The sequence below is a fragment of the Paenibacillus sp. P36 genome (genome assembly GCF_045866505.1).
GTDB lineage: Bacteria > Bacillota > Bacilli > Paenibacillales > NBRC-103111 > Paenibacillus_E > Paenibacillus_E chondroitinus.
This window is the reverse complement of the sequence record NZ_AP038372.1, coordinates 2,075,438-2,097,235: the sequence shown is the minus strand read 5'-3', so window position 1 is coordinate 2,097,235 and position 21,798 is coordinate 2,075,438. Positions and strand designations below refer to the sequence as shown.

Genomic DNA, 21,798 nt, shown 5'->3' with positions numbered 1-21,798 from the left:
CCGGTAAGCCCCTCTCGAGAATAAGTTTTCTTACCTCAAGATTAATACAATATTTGCTGTGTTTCTAATCAAATCTTATCTAATGTCTTTCAATCCTTGCATATTTTGCTATAATAACAGTACATTTAGTTTGATTTGATTGAAGAGGTGTCCGTTGTGATCCAATATGAAATCGAAAGACTGCGCAGAGATCGGCCCTACTCCATGCAGGTGAATCATTTCCATGATCATTATGAAATCTACTATTTGCTGAGTGGCAAGCGCTACTACTTTATACAAGACCGTTCGTATCTCATTCAAGAGGGCGACCTCGTTCTCATTGATAAAAATCAACTGCACAAAACACGAAATGCCGATGCGGAGGCTCATGAGCGTATCTTGCTCAGCTTCGATGATCGATGGATTCGCTCCATTGGGGAAGATGCTTCCGAGCATCTGCTTGTGCCTTTTGTGCAGAAACAGCATGTATTCTCTCTGAGTGGTACGAATCGTACCCTAGTTGAGAATCTGCTGTTTCAACTGCTCCGGGAGCAGCAGCAGGCGCTCGGCGGTTGGCAATTAAACAGCCGCGCGCTGTTTACGCAGCTGTTGATCTTCTGCTCGCGCATGACGGACAGGATCAGCACAGCTCAAAGTCACGCGCAAGCGCACAATCCCAAAATATTTGAGATTGTGGCTTATATCAACGAGCATTACCGGAATCGGTTGACGCTGGCTTCGATCTCGGAGACCTTTTATATTAGTCCCAGCTATTTTTGCCGCTCTTTTAAAGAAACGACGGGTTTCTCGTTCGTTGAGTATTTGAACAATGTGCGGATTCGAGAAGCACAGCGGCTGCTTAGAGAAACCAAGCTGAAGGTGATTCACATTGCGGAGCAATCGGGCTTCGATAGCGTTGCCCATTTTGGCCGCGTGTTTAAGCAGGTCACCTCGCAGACGCCGCTTGAGTGCCGGAAGCTGATGCGGTTGAGCCAGTAGTTGGTGGTGGGGCGGATGTTTGAGGCAGCTGACAACTTTAAGGGAACTATGAGCCTCTAATTTACCAATAGTCGCCAATTGGCAGATCAAAGGGAACTATGAGCCTCTATTTCAATAGTTTCTGCCGAAATTCACCTCAAAGACCAGAAATAAGACCCTGTAGTTCCCACACGCCTCCGAAAACAGCCCGTTTCTGCAAAATAGGGGCTCATAGTTCCCTTTCCTCTTAATGAAGGGAGCCGGGGAGGTATTGGCTACTGGTGACGGTGATGTTACTTGGTTATGGTTATTGGTGACTGATCGCGGTGATGTTACTTGGTTATGGCTACTGATGACTGATCGCGGTGATGTTACTTGGTTATGGCTACTGATGACTGATCGCGGTGATGTTACTTGGTTATGGCTACTGATGACTGATCGCGGTGATGTTACTTGGTTATGGCTACTGATGACTGGTGACGGTAATATTGCTGGTTATGGCTATAGCGGCTGATGGCAGGTGACAAGTATTGAGTGTAATGTTTAATTTTCGATTACCCGCGGTCACCACCGGTCACCCCGCAGCGCGACCAAACAAAAACAAGGCCCCCACAAGTATTAACAAGTGGAGGCCTTTCTCATTTAAAATCCGAAATATTGCTTCGCGTTATCGTAGGAAATACCTTGAACCAACTGCTTGAGCAGCTGCTCGTCATTCGGGAACTCGCCGTCTTCAACCCATTCGCCAATCATGTTGCACAGGATTCTGCGGAAATAATCATGTCTCGTGTACGACAAGAAGCTTCTGGAGTCGGTTAGCATGCCGACGAAACGGCCAAGCAATCCAAAATTGCCCAGCGATTTCATCTGTGAAACCATGCCGTCTTTCGTATCGTTGAACCACCAAGCGGCGCCAAGCTGAATTTTGCCCGGGATTCCGTCGCCCTGGAAGCTGCCCATCAGCGAAGCAAGGATTTCATTGTCACGCGCGTTCAATGAGTAAAGAATAGTTCTTGGCAGTGAATCTGCAACAGCCAGGGAGGACAGCAAACCAGTAAGCGCGCTCGCTACAGGGCTATCGTTAATGGAGTCGAAACCTGTATCCGGCCCAAGTTTGGCAAAAGCTTGTCCATTATTGTTACGGGATGCGTTGATATGGTACTGCATCGCCCAGTCGAGCTTTTTATAAACGCCGCCGAGGAACAGCAAAGTGAAAGCTTTATATTTTTTCTCATCTTCCAAGCTAACTGCATTGCCAGCCAAGGCCGATTTGAAAATTTGTTCAACTTCTTCTTTGGTCGCCACCCCAAAAGGCACGTAATCCAAAGCATGGTCAGACACTTTACAGCCCACGGAATTAAAGAATTCCGCTCTGCTCTCAAGTCCCGCAAGCAGATCGTCGTAAGACGAGATTGTGATGCCTGCCGCTTTTTCCAATTGAGCGATCCAAGGAAGGAACGTAGCTCGGTTAATTTCGAGCGCTTTGTCAGGACGGTAAGACGGCAGTACTTGCGTGTTGAAATCTTTGATTTCTTTGATTTTGATATGATACTCCAAGGAATCAACCGGATCGTCCGTCGTGCAGATGACCGTTACTTTGGAATTCGTGATCAGGTCTCTGGCGCGTGAACCGCCTTCTGCCAGCTTCGCGTTCACTTTTTCCCAAATAGCAGGTGCGTTCTGCTCGTTAATCAAGTCATTCACACCAAAAAATGTGCGAAGCTCCATGTGAGACCAGTGATACAGCGGGTTACCGATCGCCATTGGCAGCGTACCTGCCCAAGCAACGAAACGGTCATAATCGCTAGCTTCTCCAGTCACTTTATTCTCTTCAACGCCGTTAGCGCGCATCATTCTCCACTTATAGTGGTCACCGTAAAGCCACGCTTCCGTAATGTTATTGAATTGTTTATTTTCATAAATCTCTTTAGGGCTCAAGTGGCAGTGATAGTCAATAATCGGCAGATCTTTGGCGTATTCGTGGAACAAATGAACAGCGGTTTGATTCGTAAGTAGGAAGTTTTCATCTAAAAACGTTTTCATAAAGCAAATTTCCACCTTTCTCGACCTGAATGATCTGCCCTTATTTTAGCCGAAGGTGGAAGCGAAGTCTTGTGATTTTTTGCTTTAATTTCGCGAAATATGCATATATTGACCTCTCAAAGTCTATGGATTCGAATTCTCGGCATCTGCACCCACCGTTATTTCTTCCGGTATCGTCTTGGAAGCGCCTGGAACGTGCCGCGGTTTATGATTAATCAATTCCGACGAGTAAATGCTGACATAGACCCGGCCGGGCAAAGCCTGTGCTCTGATCAGAATCGGCTGATTATAGTTGTTTTTGAAGCTAAAATCCGGTCCCCCCCAGTTCACCGTCGCGTCTCTTCCTGAAGGTACGTAGGGCACAGATCTACTGTGCGAGTATCTTTCGACAATTGTAAGGCCAGCCCGGTCCACCGCATTAAAAAGGGTTGAGGAGGTTTGGCAAATGCCACCGCCAATCCCTTCAGAAAATTCTCCCCTCACAATGACTTTCGCCGGCATATAACCTCTTCCACGCGTACGAACGCCAACCACCCGGTTAAAAGAGAACGTTTCATTCGGGAGAACCACGTAGTTGTTAATCGCCTGAGTAGCGAGCTTAATATTCGTGAAGCGGTGCTTATTATTCGAATTAAAATACGTCACATAATAGCCGATTGGATGTACGCGGATGCTAGCCAGCAGTTCACTATCTACTTTCGGATATATAGGCAGCGTGGGAACATCAAATTTCATAGGCCCCTCACTGTAAAACTGCTTGTAAAATTGTTCCACAAAAGCACGCCGATTCAACTGTGCTCCTGGAATTTCCTTCACTATCCCTCCCGCATCGCTAATTGTCGCATTCACGGGTTTCCGGTACGCTTTCTTCTCCATTTCAGTCATGAGACGGTCTAATCGCTCATTATTCACCAACGGCACGTCAACATAATCAAGTCGGTAAGCCTCACGCTGTACATTCGCTTGAATTTGAGAGCTTCCATCCTTGGTTGTCTGATCCGACATTTCATTCATTTGCATAAAAAGCATGAGACCTGCAAGCCATCCCTGCATCATCTAATCAATCACCCCTCCCCTATTGTAAACAATTGAAAATTTTCCATACCAAATAACGCAATTCCTGACTGGAATGTAAAAAGAAATGCAAAAAAGGACCTCCCCGACCAAATGATTGGCCTAAGGAACAGTCCCTTCCTTGTAAGCTTATAGCATCGCCTTAATGCGGATAAGCGGCTTCGAATTCACTCCCGCAGGGTCCTCCGCTTGGGTTATTTTCCAGATCGACGGTTTCACCGTTTTGGCGATACAAAGGGCAATAATAATGACTAATGTGCGTAGCGGATTCGTTGGCATAATGGCAGATGAACGCCCTGCGGAAGCGATCCTTCGTTTTGTTCCGGTACGATCCATGGATCAGATTGCCGTTAAAAAACAGCACGTCGCCTCGTTCCATGACGACAGGCATCGCCTTTTCGTCTTTTGGCGGTTTTACATAATGCGTGGTAAACGATTCTTTGGCATCGGCAAGATCCGGGCAAGAAAGATCCAGCGTATTCGTCTTGGGAACGACGAGCAGACCGCCGTTTTCCTCATCAGCAGCATCTATCGCTGTCCAAGCGGCAATACAGTTACCTGGCTCAACTTGCAGGTAGAAGTTATCCTGGTGCAGCGCTTGGCCGCGGGAGCCCGGCGGTTTGTAATAGAACATGCTCTGTGCAGCCAGTGCTTCCTCTTCATACAAATCAGCTAACACTTCCATCACCGGCTGGTGAAGCATATACTTCTTAGCGGTCTCGTTAAAACGGTGCGGATGCATAACCCGCGGATAACGCTTCAGAGGGTCCGATCCATCTCCCTGCAACTCAGGTTCGAAATGTCCCGGTACCGCCTGCATCGAAATCTCTTCAAATGTAGCATCAATTTCCGCCAAATGATCAGCAGAAAATAAGCCTTTTACGATCAAATACCCTTCCCGTTCAAAATGCTCTTTTTGCTCTTTCGTCAGCTTAAGCAATGTGTTCGCCATCTTGTCTTCCCTCCAAGTTATCTGTTATTCTTCATGTTTTCAGCATATCGAATAATGCGCTCCCACAGAAGTAAGAATGCTGCTAATAAATCCTACAATCCTGCTATTTTCTGATATACTCAGTTTAATAGCAGTCATCAGTGCCCAGGAAGGAACGATGTTCATGAATGCGGAAGCAAACACATTTTTGGCAGGGCACTTCAATGAATCGGATTCCTACTTCACCATCCGCCCTGAAGGGCGCAACGATTGGCTTCTCTGCTTCACGCTAGGCGGCGAAGGTTACTTCAAACTTGACGGAAATGAAAGACGCTGCCGGGCGGGGGATCTCACGCTGCTTGCTCCAGGAACTCCGCAGCATTACGGGACGAGGAAAAATCAGCATTGGGAGTTTGTTTGGGCCCATTTCCCATCTATCCTCGCAGAGACGAATCTGCTGCCTAAGGAAGAGCAGCTTTTCCTCACCATTGAAAGTGAGTCGCTCCGGGAACGCATCTACCAAGCTTTCGCGCGTATTCTGCAGGATTCCAGAGAACGCGGGGAATACTGGTTTGAGCTGATCCTTTCCTCCTTGCGGGAAATCCTGCTCATCATGGCGCAGAAAACAAGCCGTACAATGGACCCTCGCATTGAAGAGGTCCTCCATCTCTTGTCCCAACAAATGCGCGAACCCGTCCGCATCGAAGAATTAGCTCAGCGCGTCGGACTCTCTCCATCGCGGCTCGCCCATCTTTTTAAAGCCAGCACAGGGTATTCCATCATTGATTCCGTGAACCGCATGCGGATTCAGCAGGCCGCTCTCCTGCTTGAGCATACACAGCGAAGCGCTTCAGACGTTTGTTATGACGTCGGTTTTCAGAACTATAATCACTTCACCAATCAATTCCGCAAATGGCATGGCATGAACCCTAGCACCTTTATGAAAGAACGACGGTAAAAATTATTTGACAGTTCATAAACTCCACGATAAACTGCTAGCAAGCTATAGAAAAAAGGAGGATTTCTATGACCTTTGAACGTAATCTTGATAAATATGCAGAACTGATCGTCCGCGTGGGTGTAAACATCCAATCCGGTCAAACGCTGTGGATTAATGCTCCCATTCTCCATCCGGCTCTTGTACGCCTCATTTCTCGGAAAGCTTATGAAGCAGGAGCCAAACACGTACATATAGAATGGCAAGATGAAATCAGCACTCAAATTAAATATATGCATGCACCAGAAGAAGCTTTTGACGAGTATCCCGCTTGGCGCGCCCAAGCACTTAACGATTTAGCGGAAAATAACGGCGCTTATCTATTAATTGATGCCGCAGATCCCGAGCTGCTGAAGGACGTCGATCCAGCACGCATTTCCGCATTTTCCAAAGCGGCTGGGCCTATGTTGATAAAATGGAGAGAAAGTATGTCCTCCTATCTCATGACCTGGTCGATTGCCGCAGCCCCTACTCCAGCCTGGGCCTCCAAGGTATTCCCGAACTTGGATGAAGAATCGGCCATGGCTGCCCTATGGGAGGCGATCTTCAAAGCGACGCGTGTCGATCAAGACAATCCTGTTCAGACTTGGCACGAGCATAACGCTACGCTGCGCAGCAAAAGAGAACAGCTCAACGAAAAGCAGTTCCATAAAATTCATTACCGTGCCCCAGGCACAGAGCTGACGGTCGAACTGCCGAAAAACCACATTTGGCGCGGTGGATCGGCTACGAACGGAACGGGTGGTTTCGATTTCAACCCGAATATCCCGACGGAAGAGGTGTTTATTTCACCGAATCGCCTAGGGACACAAGGTACGGTACGCAGTTCGAAGCCGTTAAGTTATCAAGGGAATTTGATCGACAACTTTACAATCACCTTCGATAACGGACGTGTTGTCGATTACAAAGCCGAGGTAGGGTTTGAGTCCCTGAAAGCAATGATCGAAATGGATGAAGGCGCGCATTATTTAGGTGAAATCGCACTTGTGCCTCATGATTCACCGATTTCCAATTCGAATCTGATTTTTTTCAATACCCTTTTTGATGAAAATGCTTCAAATCATTTGGCCTTGGGAAGAGCTTTTCCTACCTGTGTGGAGGGCGGACCTGCCATGTCCAAGGATGAGCAGTTGGCAGCAGGGCTTAACGTCAGCCTGATTCATGTTGATTTCATGGTCGGTTCGGCCGACATGGATATTGACGGCGAGCATGCGGACGGCCGAGTGGAGCCTATTTTCCGCAAGGGCAACTGGGCATTTTAACTTAGACAAAAGAGACCTTCTAATCCCACAATAGGTGTGGAACGGAAGGTTCTTTTTTCATATAGTATAGGAGCATTGGTTTTTACCAAATTGGGAATGTTAGTCAGAAGGTAGACGGAATTTCTTGCACCCCATCCAAACAAGAGGAGTTGATCGTATGAGTACCAAACCGACGATTGCTGCGATTAGCGTGCCATTTGATCTTGGAGCAGGCCGACGCGGGGCTAGTAAAGGACCTAAAGCTATTTTCCAGGCAGGTTTGTTGCGGGGCTTGCAGCAAATGAATATGACGATTCAACATGTGGCGGACATACGCCTCCCGAACGATACGGCAGCTCCTCTTCCGCCTGAAGTGGATAAAAAAAATTTAAAATATTTAGCTGAAGTCATCGACATAAACACTCGCTTGGCTGAACAAGTTTCCAAAGCCGCTGAACAAGGTCAGTTCCCCCTCGTGATCGGCGGCGACCACAGCATCGCTATTGGGACATTGGCAGGTTTATCCGGGCATTATACGAATTTAGGTGTCATATGGATTGATGCTCATTCGGATTTAAATACGGCGGTCACTAGTCCGTCCGGCAATATTCACGGCATGTCGCTCGCGATTAGCCTTGGGATGGGGCACCCTCTGTTAACCGGCATTCAAGGGGATCAAGCCAAGGTGAAACCGGAAAATATCGTCCTTATCGGTTCCCGTTCCCTGGATGAAGGCGAGAAAAAGCTGATCCGTTCACTCGGCATCAAATGTTATACCATGCATGATATCGATCGCAAAGGGATGGCTGCTGTGATGCAGGATGCCATTGCTTATATAAGCGGTAAAACAGATGGCGTTCATGTCAGTTTTGATGTTGATTCCTTAGACCCGCTTGAAGCGCCGGGAACCGGCACAGCGGTCAAAGGCGGGCTCCAATTCCGCGAAGCCCATCTCGCCGTCGAGATGCTGCATGAAGCAGGCATCGTCACATCTGCGGAATTCGTTGAAGTCAATCCGCTGCTCGACGATAACAACAAAACTTCGCACCTGGCGGTCGGCCTCATTAGTTCATTGCTGGGGAAACAAATTTTATAGCCAAACCCCCATCTGAAACCCGTATCCTTCACAAGGAATGCGGGTTTTTGTGCTTGTTGCAAACAGGTTTAATTGGTAAAATATAGATGACTTACAAGACGGACACAGGATTGGAGATTGCATGAAAACGATAAATCATTGGGTTTTGCAGCTTTTACTCGCCCTGCTTTCCTTATCTACGATTGGCATCTATCTGATCTTCAAAAACCAAACGTATTTTGAATTCCTGAATTGGAATCTATTCCTTGCCTGGATCCCCAATATCTTCGCCTTGTTGGCTTATTTGTTACATTCGCGGCGACCTTCGGTTGTCGTCCATCTATTCACCTTCATCTTTGGACTAGCCTGGCTTTTATTCCTGCCGAATGCCCCGTATATCATCACCGATTTCATCCATTTGACACTATTGAAGGACTTATACATAACCAAAAAAGCCTGGAGCATGAGCTTTTGGAATGATTTTTTCACCATTTTTTTATATGCGTGGAATGGCTTATTGCTTGGCTGCAGCTCCATGTATATGATCCATCTCATTTTGATGAAATATTGGGGTCACATCCTCTCTTGGTTCCTCATGATCCTCACCTCGCTGTTAAGCGGCTATGGCATTCTTTTAGGCAGAGAATATCGATTGAACAGTTGGGATGCTCTGTTGAGTCTGGATATCGTGGACACCCTGCAAAAGAGCATACACAAAGAAGCTATTATTTTCTGCGCGCTAGTCGGCTTTGTCATCCTTGCCATGTACACAACTTTCTATTTGCTTATCAATGGCATAGGCAGCTCCAAGGCTGCTGTATATAAAAGATAACGAAAACGCCCCCAGCCCATCATATCGATGAGTTGAGGGTGTTTTATTCGTTCCAGTCTGACTTAGTCGGCAGGATGCAGCAGTCTTTCGCCGGCAATGCCCGGCGTCGTCATCTGAATCGGATTGAGGATTTCTTCAATCTCCTCCGTAGTCAGCAATCCGCGCTCCAGAATCAGCTCTTTCAGCGTCATGCCTGTGCGCACGGCCTCTTTAACCAGCTGCGCGGCTACCTCATAGCCCAGATGCGGATTCAGAGCCGTAACGATGCCGAAGCTTTGCTCGACATAGGTGCGGCACCGGTCGCGGTCCGCTTCCAGACCTTCGATCGCGAAGCGCTCGAAAACATCCGCTGCGTTGCGCAAGATCTTGAGCGATTGCAGCAAGTTAAACGCAAGTACCGGGCCCATGACGTTAAGCTCGAACTGGCCAGCTTCACACGCCAAGCAAATCGTATGGTCGTTCCCGATCACCTGGAAGGCCACCTGGTTTACAACCTCCGGCATAACAGGGTTCACCTTGCCCGGCATGATCGAGGACCCTGGTTGTCTTGGCGGCAATTTCAGCTCCCCTAGACCTGCCCGCGGACCTGAAGCCATCAGACGAATATCGTTGCATATTTTAGACAGATTCACGGCGCAAACCTTCAAAGACGCAGAGAGTTCTGTGTAAGCATCCATGTTTTGCGTGCCGTCAACCAAATGCTCGGCATTCTCAACCGGGATTCCACACTCATCTTTCAAATGAAACATGACGCGATTGACATACTCCGTCTTCGCATTCAGCCCCGTCCCTACGGCAGTTGCACCCATGTTCACCGTCAAAAGACCCGTTGAAGCTTGGCGAATCCGATTAATATCACGCTGCAAGACACGTGCGTAGGCGCCGAATTCTTGTCCAAGACGAATCGGAACAGCATCCTGAAGATGCGTTCTCCCCATTTTTATCACATCATCAAATTCCTTTTCTTTCTTGGCAAAAGCGCTCTGCAGTGAGATCATCGTCTCGATTAACTGTTGGGATAAGCGGTATGCAGCGATTTTGATCGCAGTAGGAATGACGTCATTCGTCGACTGTGACATATTCACATGATTGTTTGGATTACAATGAAAGTAACTGCCTTTCTCCTCACCCATCAGCTCCAGCGTCCGATTGGCCAGTACTTCATTCATATTCATATTAATTGAAGTTCCAGCTCCCCCTTGGATAGAGTCTACGATGAACTGATCCAGAAGTTTGCCTTCCCTGACTTCTTCAGCTGCTTTTACCAGGTGCTCTGCAATCTTCTTAGGCAGCATATGCGTTTCCATATTCGCCAGCGCTGCCGCTCGTTTTACTTCTGCTAACGCCGTTATAAGTTCTGCATGAATTTTTACGCCTGTAATTGGAAAATTTTCAAGGGCACGCATCGTTTGAATGCCGTAATAAGCCTCGGCTGGAACTTGCTTTTCACCTAAAAAATCTTTTTCAATGCGAATACTCATCGTACACACCGTTCCTTTTTCATTAAAGTAACTGCTCGGTCGCGAAGTAGGTGTTCTAACAGCATCCTTCAGGGATGAATTTTAATTGACCACCGTAATGTACAGTGGTTATCAGAACTATTCGCGCTTTCCTGCCCATATTCCTGCAATATCTGACACGCCTTGTAATAAATTTATGCGAAAATGAAAGCATTTTCATAATTCGAAATGTTTTAGTATTCTTCAAATAATATTACCTTTCTCTACTAATATATGCTCGCAGGCAGCCGATGCAAGGACATTCCCGTAAAATACGCTGCCCGAATATTGAACCATCTTCGACTTATGCCCGTACATGAGCAACGTTATAACCAGAAGAATACAATAGATTACAAGCTCGCATTGTGCGACAATACAAGTATCAAACACGTTTGGCCAGGTTGCACTCCAAGGAGGAATACTCATGGACACAAAAAGTTCTTTGATTATTGAACAAACAGAAAAGTACGGAGCCCATAATTACCACCCGCTGCCTATCGTCATCTCCAAAGCGGAAGGCGTGTGGGTCGAGGATCCAGCCGGCAACCGCTTCATGGATATGCTTAGCGCATACTCGGCTTTGAATCAAGGGCATCGTCATCCCCATATCTTGAAAGCGCTCCATGAACAAGCTGAGAAGGTCACCTTGACTTCAAGAGCTTTTCATAGCGAAACACTCGGAGCTTTCTATGAAAAATTAGCGAATTACACCAATAAACCGATGGTTTTGCCGATGAACACCGGTGCCGAAGCGGTCGAAACGGCGGTCAAAGCAATCCGCCGCTGGGGCTACGACGTCAAAGGGATTCCGGAAGATCAAGCGGAAATTATCGTCTGTGAAGGGAATTTCCATGGGCGCACGGTGACGGTCACTTCCTTCTCGTCATCCCCGGAATACAAGCGCGGCTTCGGGCCCTTCACGCCGGGCTTCCGCATCATCCCTTACGGGGATGTGGAGGCCCTTCGGGCGGCCATCGGACCGCATACAGCCGGGTTTTTGTTCGAGCCGATTCAGGGCGAAGCCGGCATCGTGATCCCGCAGGACGGTTACCTGCGGGAATGTTATGAGCTATGCCAAGCGAATCGGGTGCTTTTCGTCGCGGACGAAATCCAAACCGGATTCGGCCGTACGGGCCGCCGCTTCGCCACGGACTGGGAAGGCGTCACGCCGAACCTGTACATCATGGGCAAAGCCCTCGGCGGCGGTGTCTTTCCGATCTCGGCCGTAGCCGGAGATCGCGAGGTCCTTGAGGTGTTCGAGCCTGGGTCCCACGGCTCCACCTTCGGTGGGAACCCGCTCGGCTGCGCCGTCGCGATCGCGGCGCTGGAAGTGATCGAAGACGAGCGGCTCGCAGAGCGCTCGGATGAGCTTGGGGCTTATTTCCTGAAGCGGCTTCAGGAAATTCAGTCGCCGCTGATCGCGGAGATTCGCGGACGCGGGCTGTTCATTGGTATTGACCTTAAGGTCCCGGCCCGCCCCTTCTGCGAACAGCTGAAGGAAAAGGGACTGTTGTGCAAGGAGACGCACGAGCACATTATTCGTTTTGCTCCTCCGTTAACCATTACGCGGGAGGAGCTGGATTGGGCTTGGCAGCATGTGCATGATGTGCTGACTGGCGCTTAAGCTAGGGGAACTACAGGGCGTTATTGGAGCGAATTTAGCCAATTTTTCGTGTGAAGCGGAACTACAGGGTCTTAATTGACTCGAATTGGCCTCTTTACAGCCCATGATGCTGGAATAACGGACCACAGTTCCCGCATAGCGGCCAGTAGTTCCGCTAAATAAAAAGCTCCGCTTCCCGTAAGAGGAAGTCGGAGCTTTTGTTATTTTTTCACAAACACCAGCGTCCCAAAACGCTGCGGAATATGGAAATTGACTGCACCGGTCGGAGACCAGGCCCAGTAATGCCGCTTGCCTTCCGTATCGTCATCGATCCGGTATACGTTCCAGCCCCACTCAGCACCATGTCGCGGAACTTGCGCTTGCTCCTGCCCCTCCCTTAAATCGGCAAAAGGAATTCGCAGCTCGTAATGCTTCCTGCCCTCTGCCCCATCGGAGACAGACGTACATAAGCCCTTAGCGTCCCAAGCTACATCCACTTTTTTATTCCCGTCAAGGCTGTTGTGAATCAGCGCGTCGAATTCAACGCCCCGCGGGCTCAGTTCGAATTCGTAGTAAACTTTGCCTGTACCCATGGGGTCAAGGAACACTTCCACGACGTCCTCCTCATAGATCGGATCATCACGGTGTTCCATCGTTGCCACAATATGATCGTCCTCACACTCAAACCGGACATGCAAGGCATTCTCAGTCCAGCATGCCCGAAACTGCGTTTCCAAACGAGGAGCGGCTCCAGTTACAACATCGTACAGCCTCTCCGAAGGGATTTCATCCCAAGGAATACGTATTTTTTCATCAGCTATGTATTGGCATTCGTATCTCATTCCGGCTTGTTCCTCACTTTGCTATTTATCTTTGTAACCAATATTAATATCTTCTTCCATCGATGCCAATAGGTAAAAGTGTGAGAGTGTGCCATTAACAAAATAAAACCGCCTATCGGCGGTAAAATTGTTCATATCCTCTTTTTATAAACCCTCATAGCAAAAATATAGGCCACTAGCATAATTCCGACGCACCACGCAAGCGCAATCCATATATCATTATTCAAAGGCTGGCCTGACAACAAAGCGCGGATAGCTTCTACAATCGAGGTCACGGGTTGATTTTCTGCGAAGATACGAACGATGGTCGGCATGGACTCGGTTGGTACAAAAGCCGAGCTGATGAACGGCAGGAAGATAATCGGATAGGAGAAGGCGCTGGCGCCATCGACGCTTTTTGCGGACAGGCCAGCTATTGCTGCGACCCAAGTTAAGGCCAATGTAAACAGGGCAAGTATCCCGGCAACGGCAAGCCACGGCAGGAAGCCGGCGGAGGAACGAAAGCCCATAAGCAGCGAGACGAGAAGGATGACAACAACGGAGATCGCGTTGGATACCAGCGAAGTTATGACATGCCCCCACAGTAAGGTCGAGCGAGCAATCGGCATGGTGTGAAACCGTTCGAAGATGCCCCGCTGCACATCGATAAATAATCGGTAAGCCGTGTAGGACACTCCACTGGCAATTGCAATTAATAATATACCGGGCAAAAGGTAATTCACATAGTTATCTGTTCCAGTTTGAATGGCACCGCCTAACACATAGACAAACAGCAGCATCATCGCGATCGGCATAATGGTCACCGTGATGATCGTGTCCATGCTGCGGAAAATATGGCGCATGGAGCGTCCCAGCATGACGCTGATATCGCTGAAAAAATGATTTTTTACCGTCTCCATTTTACTTCTCCTCCTTTTTGCCGACGATAGCCAGGAAAATCTCCTCAAGTGTCGGTTGCTTCTCCACATATTCCACCTTAGCGGATGGGAACAGCTTCTTCAGATCCGTGAGTGTCCCACTGGCGATAATCTTGCCCTCATGCAGAATGGCAATTCGGTCAGCCAGCTGCTCAGCCTCCTCCAAATACTGCGTGGTGAGGAGTACTGTCGTACCACCATCCGCAAGCTCCTTAACGATTTTCCAAACTTCGATGCGCGCTTCGGGATCAAGCCCTGTGGTCGGTTCATCCAGGAAAATGATCTGGGGTTTTCCCACAAGGCTTAAGGCGATATCGAGCCTGCGGCGCATCCCCCCGGAATAAGTAGCCACCCTGCGGTCGGCCGCGTCGGTCAGGCCGAAGCTCCTGAGCAAGTCATCCGCAACCTGTCGCGGATCCTTGAGATATCGCAGCTTCGCAATCATGATCAAATTTTCACGGCCCGTCAAAATTTCATCCACCGCGGCAAACTGCCCGGTCAAACTGATCACCTGCCGTACATGATCAGGTTTTGAGGCGACATCGAGTCCGCCAACGGCGACGGATCCGCCATCCGGCTTGAGCAGTGTCGTGAGGATTTTGACAACCGTTGTTTTGCCGGCGCCGTTGGAGCCAAGGAGGGCGAATATGCTGCCCTTTTCCACCTCAAAATCTACACCCTTCAGCACTTGATGCTCCTTGTAGGATTTCGTCAATCCTTTTACTTGAATAGGTTTGGTATGCACAGCTTGCATCCGAATCCCTCCCTTCCTTTAAATGACTGTCACTTTTGACAAATTGGCTTCCATCCCTTTAAGCGCGGCATACGTCAGTTTATCCATCGTAGCGCCGTCAAAGATGATACTTTGGATAGCCCTGTAATACTTCTTAGACAAGGTAAATCCCGATAAGAAAGACACATTTTTGAGTGTTGCGTTTCTGAACGAAACACCGTTTAAGGCTGCTTTGTCAAATTTAACGCCGATAAACGCCTGCCCATCAAAACATTGTCCAGTCAGATCCGTGTACTTGAAATCAACCCCATCAAATGAACAACCTTCAAAAACGGTTTTTCTAAGATCGGTCATCGTTAACGTCACGTCGGTCAATCTTGATCCTGTAAAATGGGCTCCTTCAAGCCCCGACTTGCTGAAGTTGGTTCGAACAAGGATTGCGTTACGGAAGCTTGCATTTGTCAGGTCAAGTGTGGATAAGCTGCAGTCCGTCAGGTTTGCGCGGTCAAAATTGGCTTCTCTTACGTCGCTGCTTTTAAACGTGCTGCCTGTCAAATCGGCCCCTGCAAAGTCAGAACCGCGTAACGCGCTGCCTTTAAACTGTCCTTTGTGGGCCGTAACGCCTGCAAAATCACTATTCGCCAAGTTGCTTGCACTGAAGTTAATCAGCACTTGCCGTTCCAACGAACGAGAGAGATTGGCGACTTCCAAGATCGTTTCCTCGATATCTCCGATACTTTCGATGGTCATCTTTAATGCGGTTTCATCATCCTTGCCCGCGGCTTTGAGTTCTCTGTACCGCTCCTGCAAATCGGAGTGCAGGTCCGCCTTTAATTCATTAACGCTTTTTACCCCATCGTATGGCGTGAAAACACCGTTCAAATAGTTCGTCAATTTCGTATTCATCGTATCAATCTCCTTATAATAAATTTTCTAACACGCGTTTGGCATATTCCCAATTGTTGAAGTTGCGGACATAAGTTGCTTTGCCCTTTTCCGTAATCCTGAAGTACTTTCGACGTCCACCTTGCGTTTCATCGCCCCAATACCACTCGATATCCAATTCGGCCTCGAGCCGCCGAAAACTGGAGTACATCGTCGCTTCCTTAAGTTCGTATTCGCCCCCTGAGCGCTCGGCGATTAGTTTGACAACCTCATAACCGTAGCGATCAGCTTCAGACAAGAGCCGTAAAATCATCGTATCCGTATGTCCGCGAAGCAGGTCGGATGTGATCTTGTTCTCGCTCATGTCATCACCTCCATATCTGCATAATAAAGCATACTACTATGACTGTCAATGTACTATTTTAAATTAATTACTTTGCCTAGGATAATTTCATGCAAACATGCAAAACACAGCTCATGAAAAAGGCCTATTTCGATGAAATAGGCCTTGTAGTTCCTCGTTCGGGAGAAAGGAATCGTTGGAGGAGTTAATTCCCCTCCGTAGTTTAGCTTGTTAAGAGCCCAGTAGGAGCGAACGTTGGGGGTGGAGAGTACCACTGAGACATTTGGCGGAGGGGGCATCCTCATACGAGAAGTAAGTTGGCTGGCAGGCCACCTTGAGGAACTACAGGGCACTATTCTAACAAATTAAGCCGTTTCAGCGTTCAAGCGGAACTACCGGGCCTTATTTGACCGCCTAATCCCGTTTTCTTTAAGAAAACGGACAAATAGAGGACGTCAGTTCCCCTCCGTGCGAAGAAGAGCCTATTTCGATGAAATAGCGCCCTGTAGTTCTCCTCCAGGGAGGAACGGTCCAAGCGATAGCAGCAAATTTCATGGGGTGGAGTCCGAATTGCGGCTGTGACAACCTATGTTGTATTTTCTACAATCATTTGGCCGTATAGGGCCTCACTTCGCCTCCTATATTGCACTTAATACAACGATTGTTGCATTTAAACCGCTTACATCGCATATTTCGCAACAAATGGTTGTATGATGTGCAACGAGAGGCCGCAATCGCGGTCTGACCACACCATTACGTTGTATTTAATGCAACGTAGCACTCAGCTCCCAGCGCGCGGTGTCGCGTCGCATGACGGTCATCAACCACATGTCTTTGACTTTGCTGCACAGCCGTCCGTCTCGACATCACCTCATCCTCCGCGCCATGTTAACCGTAGAAATTCCAGCTTCTCCGCCAACGAACATCAATAAGGGCAAGCGCTTATCACTCATGGTAGTCCTTTAATAACCCAAAAAAGCAGCATTCTCAATTTCTCGAGAATACTGCTCCCTTTCAAGGCCAAATCAACTTTTATAAGCAATGTTTATATCATATTCTTTATCCAGATAACTAGAAATCTGATCACGCGCTTCTGACTTAACGTCAACCAACCAATCAGCATCAAGCCGATCTACGGTTTCCATTCGAATGTTCTCGTACTTCGTTTTGGCTTTCTCTTTTTGCTTCACCAGGTTCCGAGTAAACATAAAAAAGCTTATCAAAGCCAGAAGGGAAGCCGATAATCTTTTGTCCGAAACAAGCAAATCAAGGATGACCATAGCATTACCACCCGAAACTAATAAAACCTTATGATAGAAGGATATTATGAAATATAACAGCAACGCGGCAGTTACAATGAGGAATATCCATTGCGTCTTCTTCAGTCTGTCCCATTCTTTCTTTCTCTTTTTCAGTTTTTCTATCAACACTAAGGTATCATTACTTAGATTTAGATCAGGCTGCTTCATCCGCATTCCCCCTCACTAACCATCGTATGCTTGTTCACCGTTATTCTTGCAAGAAAAAAAGACCGAAAGCATCACTCTAAGAGCGTTGTCGAAGATGCTTTGGTCTTTGAATATTCGTGTTTTAGAAACGTTTTTTCCCTACCAGGAATTTTTTGTTTCCTTTTTTTGCAGTTACAGGCACGTGCTTATAGCTGCGGATCATCGGATTTTTGCAGAGCGGGCAGCTTGGTAAAGCTTCCGTAACGAATTCTTTGCGAACCCATGCTTTACAATCTGCCTCTTTACATTTCCAAATTTCAATCTGTTCGACTTCTGGTTTCTGTTCTTCCGTAACGGTACTCGTTGATGTAGACATTTTCAGCATGTTCTCCCTGTTTCGTAGATTAGACTACTTATTATTATACAGATCCCATTTAATATCAAGTCTTTCCCGTGTTCAAAATTATTTACCGATGGTAGAATGGGAAAAGCGGCTACAAATTAGACACACAATGAAGGCAGGAATCTCGCATGACGAATTTACTACAAGAATGGAAATCTCAGTTTCAGGGATACAGCCGAAATATTTTGCTGTTCTTTTGCTTCAACTTTGTTTGGAATTTAGGTTTGGGTATGTTCGGACTCGTTTATAACCTGTATGTCAAAAGTCTTGGCTATGAGCAAACGACTGTCGGCAGCATCGTGGGCATGACTTCACTGGCAGCAGCCATCATTCTTATTCCCGCAGGTATTATGAATGACCGATTCGGACCGAAGCGCGTCATTACGTTTGGTCTTGTTTTCACTATTGTCGCATTGACGGTGCGCTCTTTATTCGAGGTTGAAGCAGGCATGCTCGTTTCATCCTTCTTCGGAGGCATGGCACTTGCCGTCGTCTCGGCGACCATTCTGCCTTTTATGGCTAACAATTCCACTCCACAGCAGCGGGTGCATTTGTTCAGTTTCAATATGGCGCTTGTGATGATTGCCAATGTTGTGGGTATCGCGCTCGGTGGCCTGTTATGCGACTTTTTTCAATTCGTCATCGGGTTAGAGGAAATTTTAAGTTTACGTTTCACATTATTACTTGGCGTTGTGTTCGCTGCGCTTGGCATCATCCCTGTGGCTTTGTTCGAAAAAAGCGAGCAGGAAATTCAGCCGCGGAGGGAACCGCTCAATTGGAAGCGTTCGTGGCACTCACACAAATCTTCTCTTCAAGTCATCGGCATCTTCTGCGTTCTCGGCTTGCTGTCAGCGATCGGCGGGGGAATGATTGTTCCGTACTTGAATGTGTATTTCGAGGATCGATTTGAAGCTTCCAAGTCTGCAATCGGTATTGTTGTCGCATTAGGACAAGGAGCAACGGCAATAGCCTTTCTTATTGGTCCTATGATTGTGAAGCGATTCGGGGAAGTCAGGTCCGTTGTGTATTTGCAGCTCTGTTCCATCCCTTTTCTCCTCCTGACGGCCTTCTCCGCTAATTTCTACTTATCCTCCGGCGGTTATTTGTTCCGGCAGGCCTTGATGAACGCGGCGAACCCTTTTTACAACTCGGTCAAAATGAGCTACGTCGACCGCTCGCTGCGCGGACTAGCCTCATCTTCCGGAGAAGCGGTTTTTAACTTAGGCTGGTTCTTGGCGGCTCCGATTAGTACTGGCTTGGTATTCCGCCATGGCGCCTATTACGGCTACGCTTATGCATTCTGTATTACAGCCGTCGTTTACGTGGTGATCTCTTATTTCTTTTATTTCTTTTTCGGGAAAAATCGGTTCAAACCGGTTGAAGAGTCTCAGTAATGGAAGAGGAAGAGTCTCGCCTAGATCACGGATAAAAATTGGTTCTTTTCTATCGTTGACTTCGACGATGGAAAGGAAATACAATGAAATGAGAGCGCATTCATAGAGTCGCATTGAACTCGTTTTCTATTCCGATTTTGATTGTGAGGAGATTGCTAGTATGAAGAATAAAATCATCTTTAATGGACAAAGTATTGTCTTAACGTGGATGATCTCCTATATCGTTATTCTCCTTTTACCTGTCGTCATCGGTTTACTTGTGTATGTGGAATCCAATAAAACGTTGAAGGATGAAATTCAACAAGCCAATGATTCCCTATTGAAGCAGGTTCGCGAAGTCATGGATAACCAATTCAAAGCGATGGAACAGCTCAATTTTGAGATTACTTGGAATGTGAACATGCAGGAGCTGCTCTACTCGAATAAATATGAAGCCTTTCCCAAAGAATATCGCTATGATATTTCTCAAATCGCACGTAATCTATCGATGTACAAAACCTCATATCCGCTGATTGACTCTTTTTATATCTATTTGTATAAGGATCAATCCGTAATTCTCCCTACTACAGTCAGACCGAGCGCTTTTGCCTATCAAACCTTGCATATGAGCGATGAGTTTTCTTTTGCATCTTGGCAAGAAATTATGACTCGTCCCAACTTCAAAGGTTTTATTCCGATGACCCGGATCGGTGACGATAACATGCTGCGCAAAACGGTGGCCTATATCAGCACCTACCCGATGGAACACAATCAGCCTCTTGCTACGAACGTCATCATGGTCGATCAGTCTCGCATTCTTGGCGCTATTCAAAATATGGAGATTTTCAATAAAGGCCACGTCTTTATATTGAATAATGAGAATCAGATTCTGGCTTCCAATTCGGCCCATGCGCTTCCTAGCGATTTCCCGTACGACAAATTAATAAACACGCCAAACTTCTATTTCTCCGGCTCTGATCATGAGAAATATGAGGTTTTTAACATTCAGTCGCCTATTTCCAAACTCAAATATGTGTCCATCATGCCGAGTACGATTTATTGGCAAAAGGCTGCTCACATCCGCAATTTGACGTATATGAGCATGGTGATTTCGCTGCTTGGCGGCGGCATTCTAACTTTCTTCTTTTTACGGCGCAATTATAATCCCGTCAGGCGTCTTGTCCATGCATTTTCCAAGAAAATGACTCTTGCCTCAGGCCAGCGCTACAACGAGTTTCACTTCATCCAGGAAGCGGTCGACAGCACCTTGCTTGAGATGGCTGATTTCAAAAGCAAAATGGAACAGCAGCGGCACATGGTCCGCTCCCATTTCCTCGAAAAGTTATTGAAAGGAAAGCTGGACCGGCACATGCCGATTGCCGAAGCCTTGACGACTTTTGATATGAAGCTAGATCGCAAAGACTTCGCCGTTATGCTGTTTGTTGTTGATCAAAGCGCGCCGTTCTTCGAACGGATTACCCATACGTCCGATGAGGATAAGTGGAAGTTGCTGCATTTCATCATTATGAATGTTGTGGAAGAGCTGACATCGAAGCGGCACCGCGGCTATGCAACGGAGATTGACGATTCGATCGCTTGTTTGGTCAATTTAACGTCGGAAGCAGATGCGATCGGCAAGGAGGAGCTGCTGCGCATCGCCAAAGAAACCCAACTTTTTCTCTCAACGACCTATAACATTCATTTGACGATATCGATCAGCAGCATACATGAGAAAATTTCAAATGTGCCTCAAGCTTTCTTAGAAGCGCTAGATTCTATGGCCTACAAGCTGGTCATGGGCGGACATGAAATTCTCGCTTATGATGATTTGCAAGCTAACCGTGCCTGTGAGCCGGTTTCCGGCTACTATTACCCACCGCAAATTGAACAACAGTTCCTGTACGCCGTGAAATCGGGTGAATTGGAAGAAGCGAAGAGCATTCTTGCCGAGATTATGAACAAAAATTTTGAAATCCGCGGGATTTCCGTCTCCTTAACCAAATGCTTAATGTTAGGCTTGATTACGACCATGATGAAGAGCATTAGTGAAACCGGAGACATTCAGGAAAGCTTCTTCATCCGTAATCCCAAGCTGGTCGACCGGCTTTTAAACAGTATAACCGTACCGGAAATGAATCTGTATTTGAACGAAATGTTAGAGCAAATCTGCACATACACAGCGGCCAAACGGCAGGTAGCCATCTCGCAAACGCGGCAAAAAGCCTTGCAGGAGCTGGTTGAAGAGATTTCTGTTTATATTGAAAATAATTACTCCGATGCCAACTTGAATGTGACCATGATCGGCAGCCATTTTGACCGCAAAGCCACTTACTTGTCGAAGCTCTTCAAAGATTATGTGGGAGAAGGTCTCCTGGATCGCATCAATAAAGTCAGGATCGACAAATCCAAGCAGCTTCTGAAGAGCCAGGAGCAATCGGTCGGCGATGCCGCGAACGGGGTGGGGTTCAACGATATTAATGCCTTTATCCGTGTATTCAAAAAAGTCGAGGGCATCACGCCGGGAAAATACAAAGAACTGATTGAAAAATAGATACTTTGGGCAGCCAATGGGCTGTCCGCTCCTTTTTATAGGCCTATTTTG

At 47.3% G+C, this 21,798-nt stretch carries 20 protein-coding genes; 9 read left to right on the top strand and 11 right to left on the bottom strand.

From position 1 onward, the window contains the following. Nucleotides 1–156 precede the first annotated feature (156 nt). Nucleotides 157–978: an AraC family transcriptional regulator gene (locus ACKTT9_RS09560; protein WP_157322868.1), complete on the top strand. Its 822-nt coding sequence runs from the start codon at nt 157–159 to the stop codon at nt 976–978. Nucleotides 979–1,228: 250 nt separating this feature from the next. Further along, nucleotides 1,229–1,471 (top strand): hypothetical protein, encoded by a 243-nt coding sequence (locus tag ACKTT9_RS09555; protein WP_407871359.1) that lies wholly within the window; start codon nt 1,229–1,231, stop codon nt 1,469–1,471. Between the two features lie 128 nt (nt 1,472–1,599). Here the strand turns inward: ACKTT9_RS09555 and uxaC are convergent, their stop codons facing one another. From uxaC to ACKTT9_RS09540, 3 genes are all read right to left on the bottom strand, one after another. Continuing rightward, nucleotides 1,600–3,000 (bottom strand): glucuronate isomerase, encoded by a 1,401-nt coding sequence (gene uxaC, locus ACKTT9_RS09550; protein WP_157322870.1) that lies wholly within the window; start codon nt 2,998–3,000, stop codon nt 1,600–1,602. A 123-nt stretch (nt 3,001–3,123) separates the two neighbouring features. After that, a complete protein-coding gene (locus ACKTT9_RS09545; protein WP_407871358.1) occupies nt 3,124–4,056 on the bottom strand; it encodes a VanW family protein in 933 nt (310 codons plus the stop codon). 160 nt (nt 4,057–4,216) lie between these two features. Continuing rightward, nucleotides 4,217–5,026: a phytanoyl-CoA dioxygenase family protein gene (locus ACKTT9_RS09540; protein WP_407871357.1), complete on the bottom strand. Its 810-nt coding sequence runs from the start codon at nt 5,024–5,026 to the stop codon at nt 4,217–4,219. Between the two features lie 163 nt (nt 5,027–5,189). Between ACKTT9_RS09540 and ACKTT9_RS09535 the strand changes: the two genes are divergently transcribed. The 4 genes from ACKTT9_RS09535 to ACKTT9_RS09520 all read left to right on the top strand — a co-directional run bounded on the left by ACKTT9_RS09535 (nt 5,190) and on the right by ACKTT9_RS09520 (nt 9,150). Beyond that, nucleotides 5,190–5,963, top strand: coding sequence for a helix-turn-helix domain-containing protein (locus tag ACKTT9_RS09535; RefSeq protein ID WP_407871356.1), 774 nt, complete (start codon nt 5,190–5,192; stop codon nt 5,961–5,963). Between the two features lie 68 nt (nt 5,964–6,031). After that, nucleotides 6,032–7,264: an aminopeptidase gene (locus tag ACKTT9_RS09530; RefSeq protein ID WP_407871355.1), complete on the top strand. Its 1,233-nt coding sequence runs from the start codon at nt 6,032–6,034 to the stop codon at nt 7,262–7,264. Between the two features lie 157 nt (nt 7,265–7,421). After that, nucleotides 7,422–8,339 carry an arginase gene (gene rocF / locus ACKTT9_RS09525; protein WP_407871354.1) on the top strand — a complete coding sequence of 306 codons (918 nt, stop codon included), beginning with the start codon at nt 7,422–7,424 and terminating at the stop codon, nt 8,337–8,339. A gap of 121 nt (nt 8,340–8,460) precedes the next feature. After that, a complete protein-coding gene (locus tag ACKTT9_RS09520) occupies nt 8,461–9,150 on the top strand; it encodes a DUF1361 domain-containing protein (protein WP_407871353.1) in 690 nt (229 codons plus the stop codon). A 62-nt stretch (nt 9,151–9,212) separates the two neighbouring features. On the opposite strand, the gene aspA is transcribed toward ACKTT9_RS09520, so the two are convergent. Then, nucleotides 9,213–10,631 carry an aspartate ammonia-lyase gene (gene aspA / locus ACKTT9_RS09515; protein WP_379171522.1) on the bottom strand — a complete coding sequence of 473 codons (1,419 nt, stop codon included), beginning with the start codon at nt 10,629–10,631 and terminating at the stop codon, nt 9,213–9,215. Between the two features lie 442 nt (nt 10,632–11,073). On the opposite strand from aspA, the gene ACKTT9_RS09510 reads away from it, so the two are divergent. Further along, entirely contained in the window at nt 11,074–12,273 is a 1,200-nt protein-coding gene (locus ACKTT9_RS09510) for an ornithine--oxo-acid transaminase (RefSeq protein WP_407871352.1), read from the top strand. A gap of 200 nt (nt 12,274–12,473) precedes the next feature. Here ACKTT9_RS09510 and ACKTT9_RS09505 read toward each other — a convergent pair whose 3' ends face one another. The 7 genes from ACKTT9_RS09505 to ACKTT9_RS09475 form a co-directional block, all read right to left on the bottom strand. Further along, nucleotides 12,474–13,094 carry a carbohydrate-binding family 9-like protein gene (locus ACKTT9_RS09505; protein WP_407871351.1) on the bottom strand — a complete coding sequence of 207 codons (621 nt, stop codon included), beginning with the start codon at nt 13,092–13,094 and terminating at the stop codon, nt 12,474–12,476. 131 nt (nt 13,095–13,225) lie between these two features. After that, nucleotides 13,226–13,993: an ABC transporter permease gene (locus ACKTT9_RS09500; RefSeq protein ID WP_407871350.1), complete on the bottom strand. Its 768-nt coding sequence runs from the start codon at nt 13,991–13,993 to the stop codon at nt 13,226–13,228. Nucleotide 13,994: 1 nt separating this feature from the next. Further along, nucleotides 13,995–14,765, bottom strand: coding sequence for an ABC transporter ATP-binding protein (locus ACKTT9_RS09495; RefSeq protein WP_407871349.1), 771 nt, complete (start codon nt 14,763–14,765; stop codon nt 13,995–13,997). Nucleotides 14,766–14,783: 18 nt separating this feature from the next. Beyond that, nucleotides 14,784–15,650, bottom strand: coding sequence for a pentapeptide repeat-containing protein (locus ACKTT9_RS09490; RefSeq protein WP_407871348.1), 867 nt, complete (start codon nt 15,648–15,650; stop codon nt 14,784–14,786). A 13-nt stretch (nt 15,651–15,663) separates the two neighbouring features. Next, nucleotides 15,664–15,993, bottom strand: a complete 330-nt coding sequence (locus tag ACKTT9_RS09485) for a PadR family transcriptional regulator (protein ID WP_407871347.1) — start codon at nt 15,991–15,993, stop codon at nt 15,664–15,666. A gap of 1,004 nt (nt 15,994–16,997) precedes the next feature. After that, complete coding sequence (locus tag ACKTT9_RS09480) at nt 16,998–17,441, bottom strand: DUF2663 family protein (protein ID WP_407871346.1); 444 nt, start codon at nt 17,439–17,441, stop codon at nt 16,998–17,000. Between the two features lie 121 nt (nt 17,442–17,562). Then, nucleotides 17,563–17,796, bottom strand: a complete 234-nt coding sequence (locus ACKTT9_RS09475) for a cold-inducible protein YdjO-related protein (RefSeq protein WP_127457457.1) — start codon at nt 17,794–17,796, stop codon at nt 17,563–17,565. A gap of 155 nt (nt 17,797–17,951) precedes the next feature. Here ACKTT9_RS09475 and ACKTT9_RS09470 point away from each other — a divergent pair, with 155 nt between their 5' ends. Further along, entirely contained in the window at nt 17,952–19,217 is a 1,266-nt protein-coding gene (locus tag ACKTT9_RS09470; protein WP_407871345.1) for an MFS transporter, read from the top strand. Between the two features lie 160 nt (nt 19,218–19,377). Then, on the top strand, nt 19,378–21,747 hold the full coding sequence (locus tag ACKTT9_RS09465; protein ID WP_407871344.1) for an AraC family transcriptional regulator: 2,370 nt from the start codon (nt 19,378–19,380) through the stop codon (nt 21,745–21,747). Nucleotides 21,748–21,798: the final 51 nt, after the last annotated feature.

Coding starts and splice junctions, on each gene's coding strand:
- uxaC (WP_157322870.1), bottom strand. CDS start 3,000: ATGAAAACGTTTTTAGATGAAAACTTCCTACTTACGAATCAAACCGCT.
- ACKTT9_RS09545 (WP_407871358.1), bottom strand. CDS start 4,056: ATGATGCAGGGATGGCTTGCAGGTCTCATGCTTTTTATGCAAATGAAT.
- ACKTT9_RS09540 (WP_407871357.1), bottom strand. CDS start 5,026: ATGGCGAACACATTGCTTAAGCTGACGAAAGAGCAAAAAGAGCATTTT.
- ACKTT9_RS09535 (WP_407871356.1), top strand. CDS start 5,190: ATGAATGCGGAAGCAAACACATTTTTGGCAGGGCACTTCAATGAATCG.
- ACKTT9_RS09530 (WP_407871355.1), top strand. CDS start 6,032: ATGACCTTTGAACGTAATCTTGATAAATATGCAGAACTGATCGTCCGC.
- rocF (WP_407871354.1), top strand. CDS start 7,422: ATGAGTACCAAACCGACGATTGCTGCGATTAGCGTGCCATTTGATCTT.
- ACKTT9_RS09520 (WP_407871353.1), top strand. CDS start 8,461: ATGAAAACGATAAATCATTGGGTTTTGCAGCTTTTACTCGCCCTGCTT.
- aspA (WP_379171522.1), bottom strand. CDS start 10,631: ATGAGTATTCGCATTGAAAAAGATTTTTTAGGTGAAAAGCAAGTTCCA.
- ACKTT9_RS09510 (WP_407871352.1), top strand. CDS start 11,074: ATGGACACAAAAAGTTCTTTGATTATTGAACAAACAGAAAAGTACGGA.
- ACKTT9_RS09505 (WP_407871351.1), bottom strand. CDS start 13,094: ATGAGATACGAATGCCAATACATAGCTGATGAAAAAATACGTATTCCT.
- ACKTT9_RS09500 (WP_407871350.1), bottom strand. CDS start 13,993: ATGGAGACGGTAAAAAATCATTTTTTCAGCGATATCAGCGTCATGCTG.
- ACKTT9_RS09495 (WP_407871349.1), bottom strand. CDS start 14,765: ATGCAAGCTGTGCATACCAAACCTATTCAAGTAAAAGGATTGACGAAA.
- ACKTT9_RS09490 (WP_407871348.1), bottom strand. CDS start 15,650: ATGAATACGAAATTGACGAACTATTTGAACGGTGTTTTCACGCCATAC.
- ACKTT9_RS09485 (WP_407871347.1), bottom strand. CDS start 15,993: ATGAGCGAGAACAAGATCACATCCGACCTGCTTCGCGGACATACGGAT.
- ACKTT9_RS09480 (WP_407871346.1), bottom strand. CDS start 17,441: ATGAAGCAGCCTGATCTAAATCTAAGTAATGATACCTTAGTGTTGATA.
- ACKTT9_RS09475 (WP_127457457.1), bottom strand. CDS start 17,796: ATGTCTACATCAACGAGTACCGTTACGGAAGAACAGAAACCAGAAGTC.
- ACKTT9_RS09470 (WP_407871345.1), top strand. CDS start 17,952: ATGACGAATTTACTACAAGAATGGAAATCTCAGTTTCAGGGATACAGC.
- ACKTT9_RS09465 (WP_407871344.1), top strand. CDS start 19,378: ATGAAGAATAAAATCATCTTTAATGGACAAAGTATTGTCTTAACGTGG.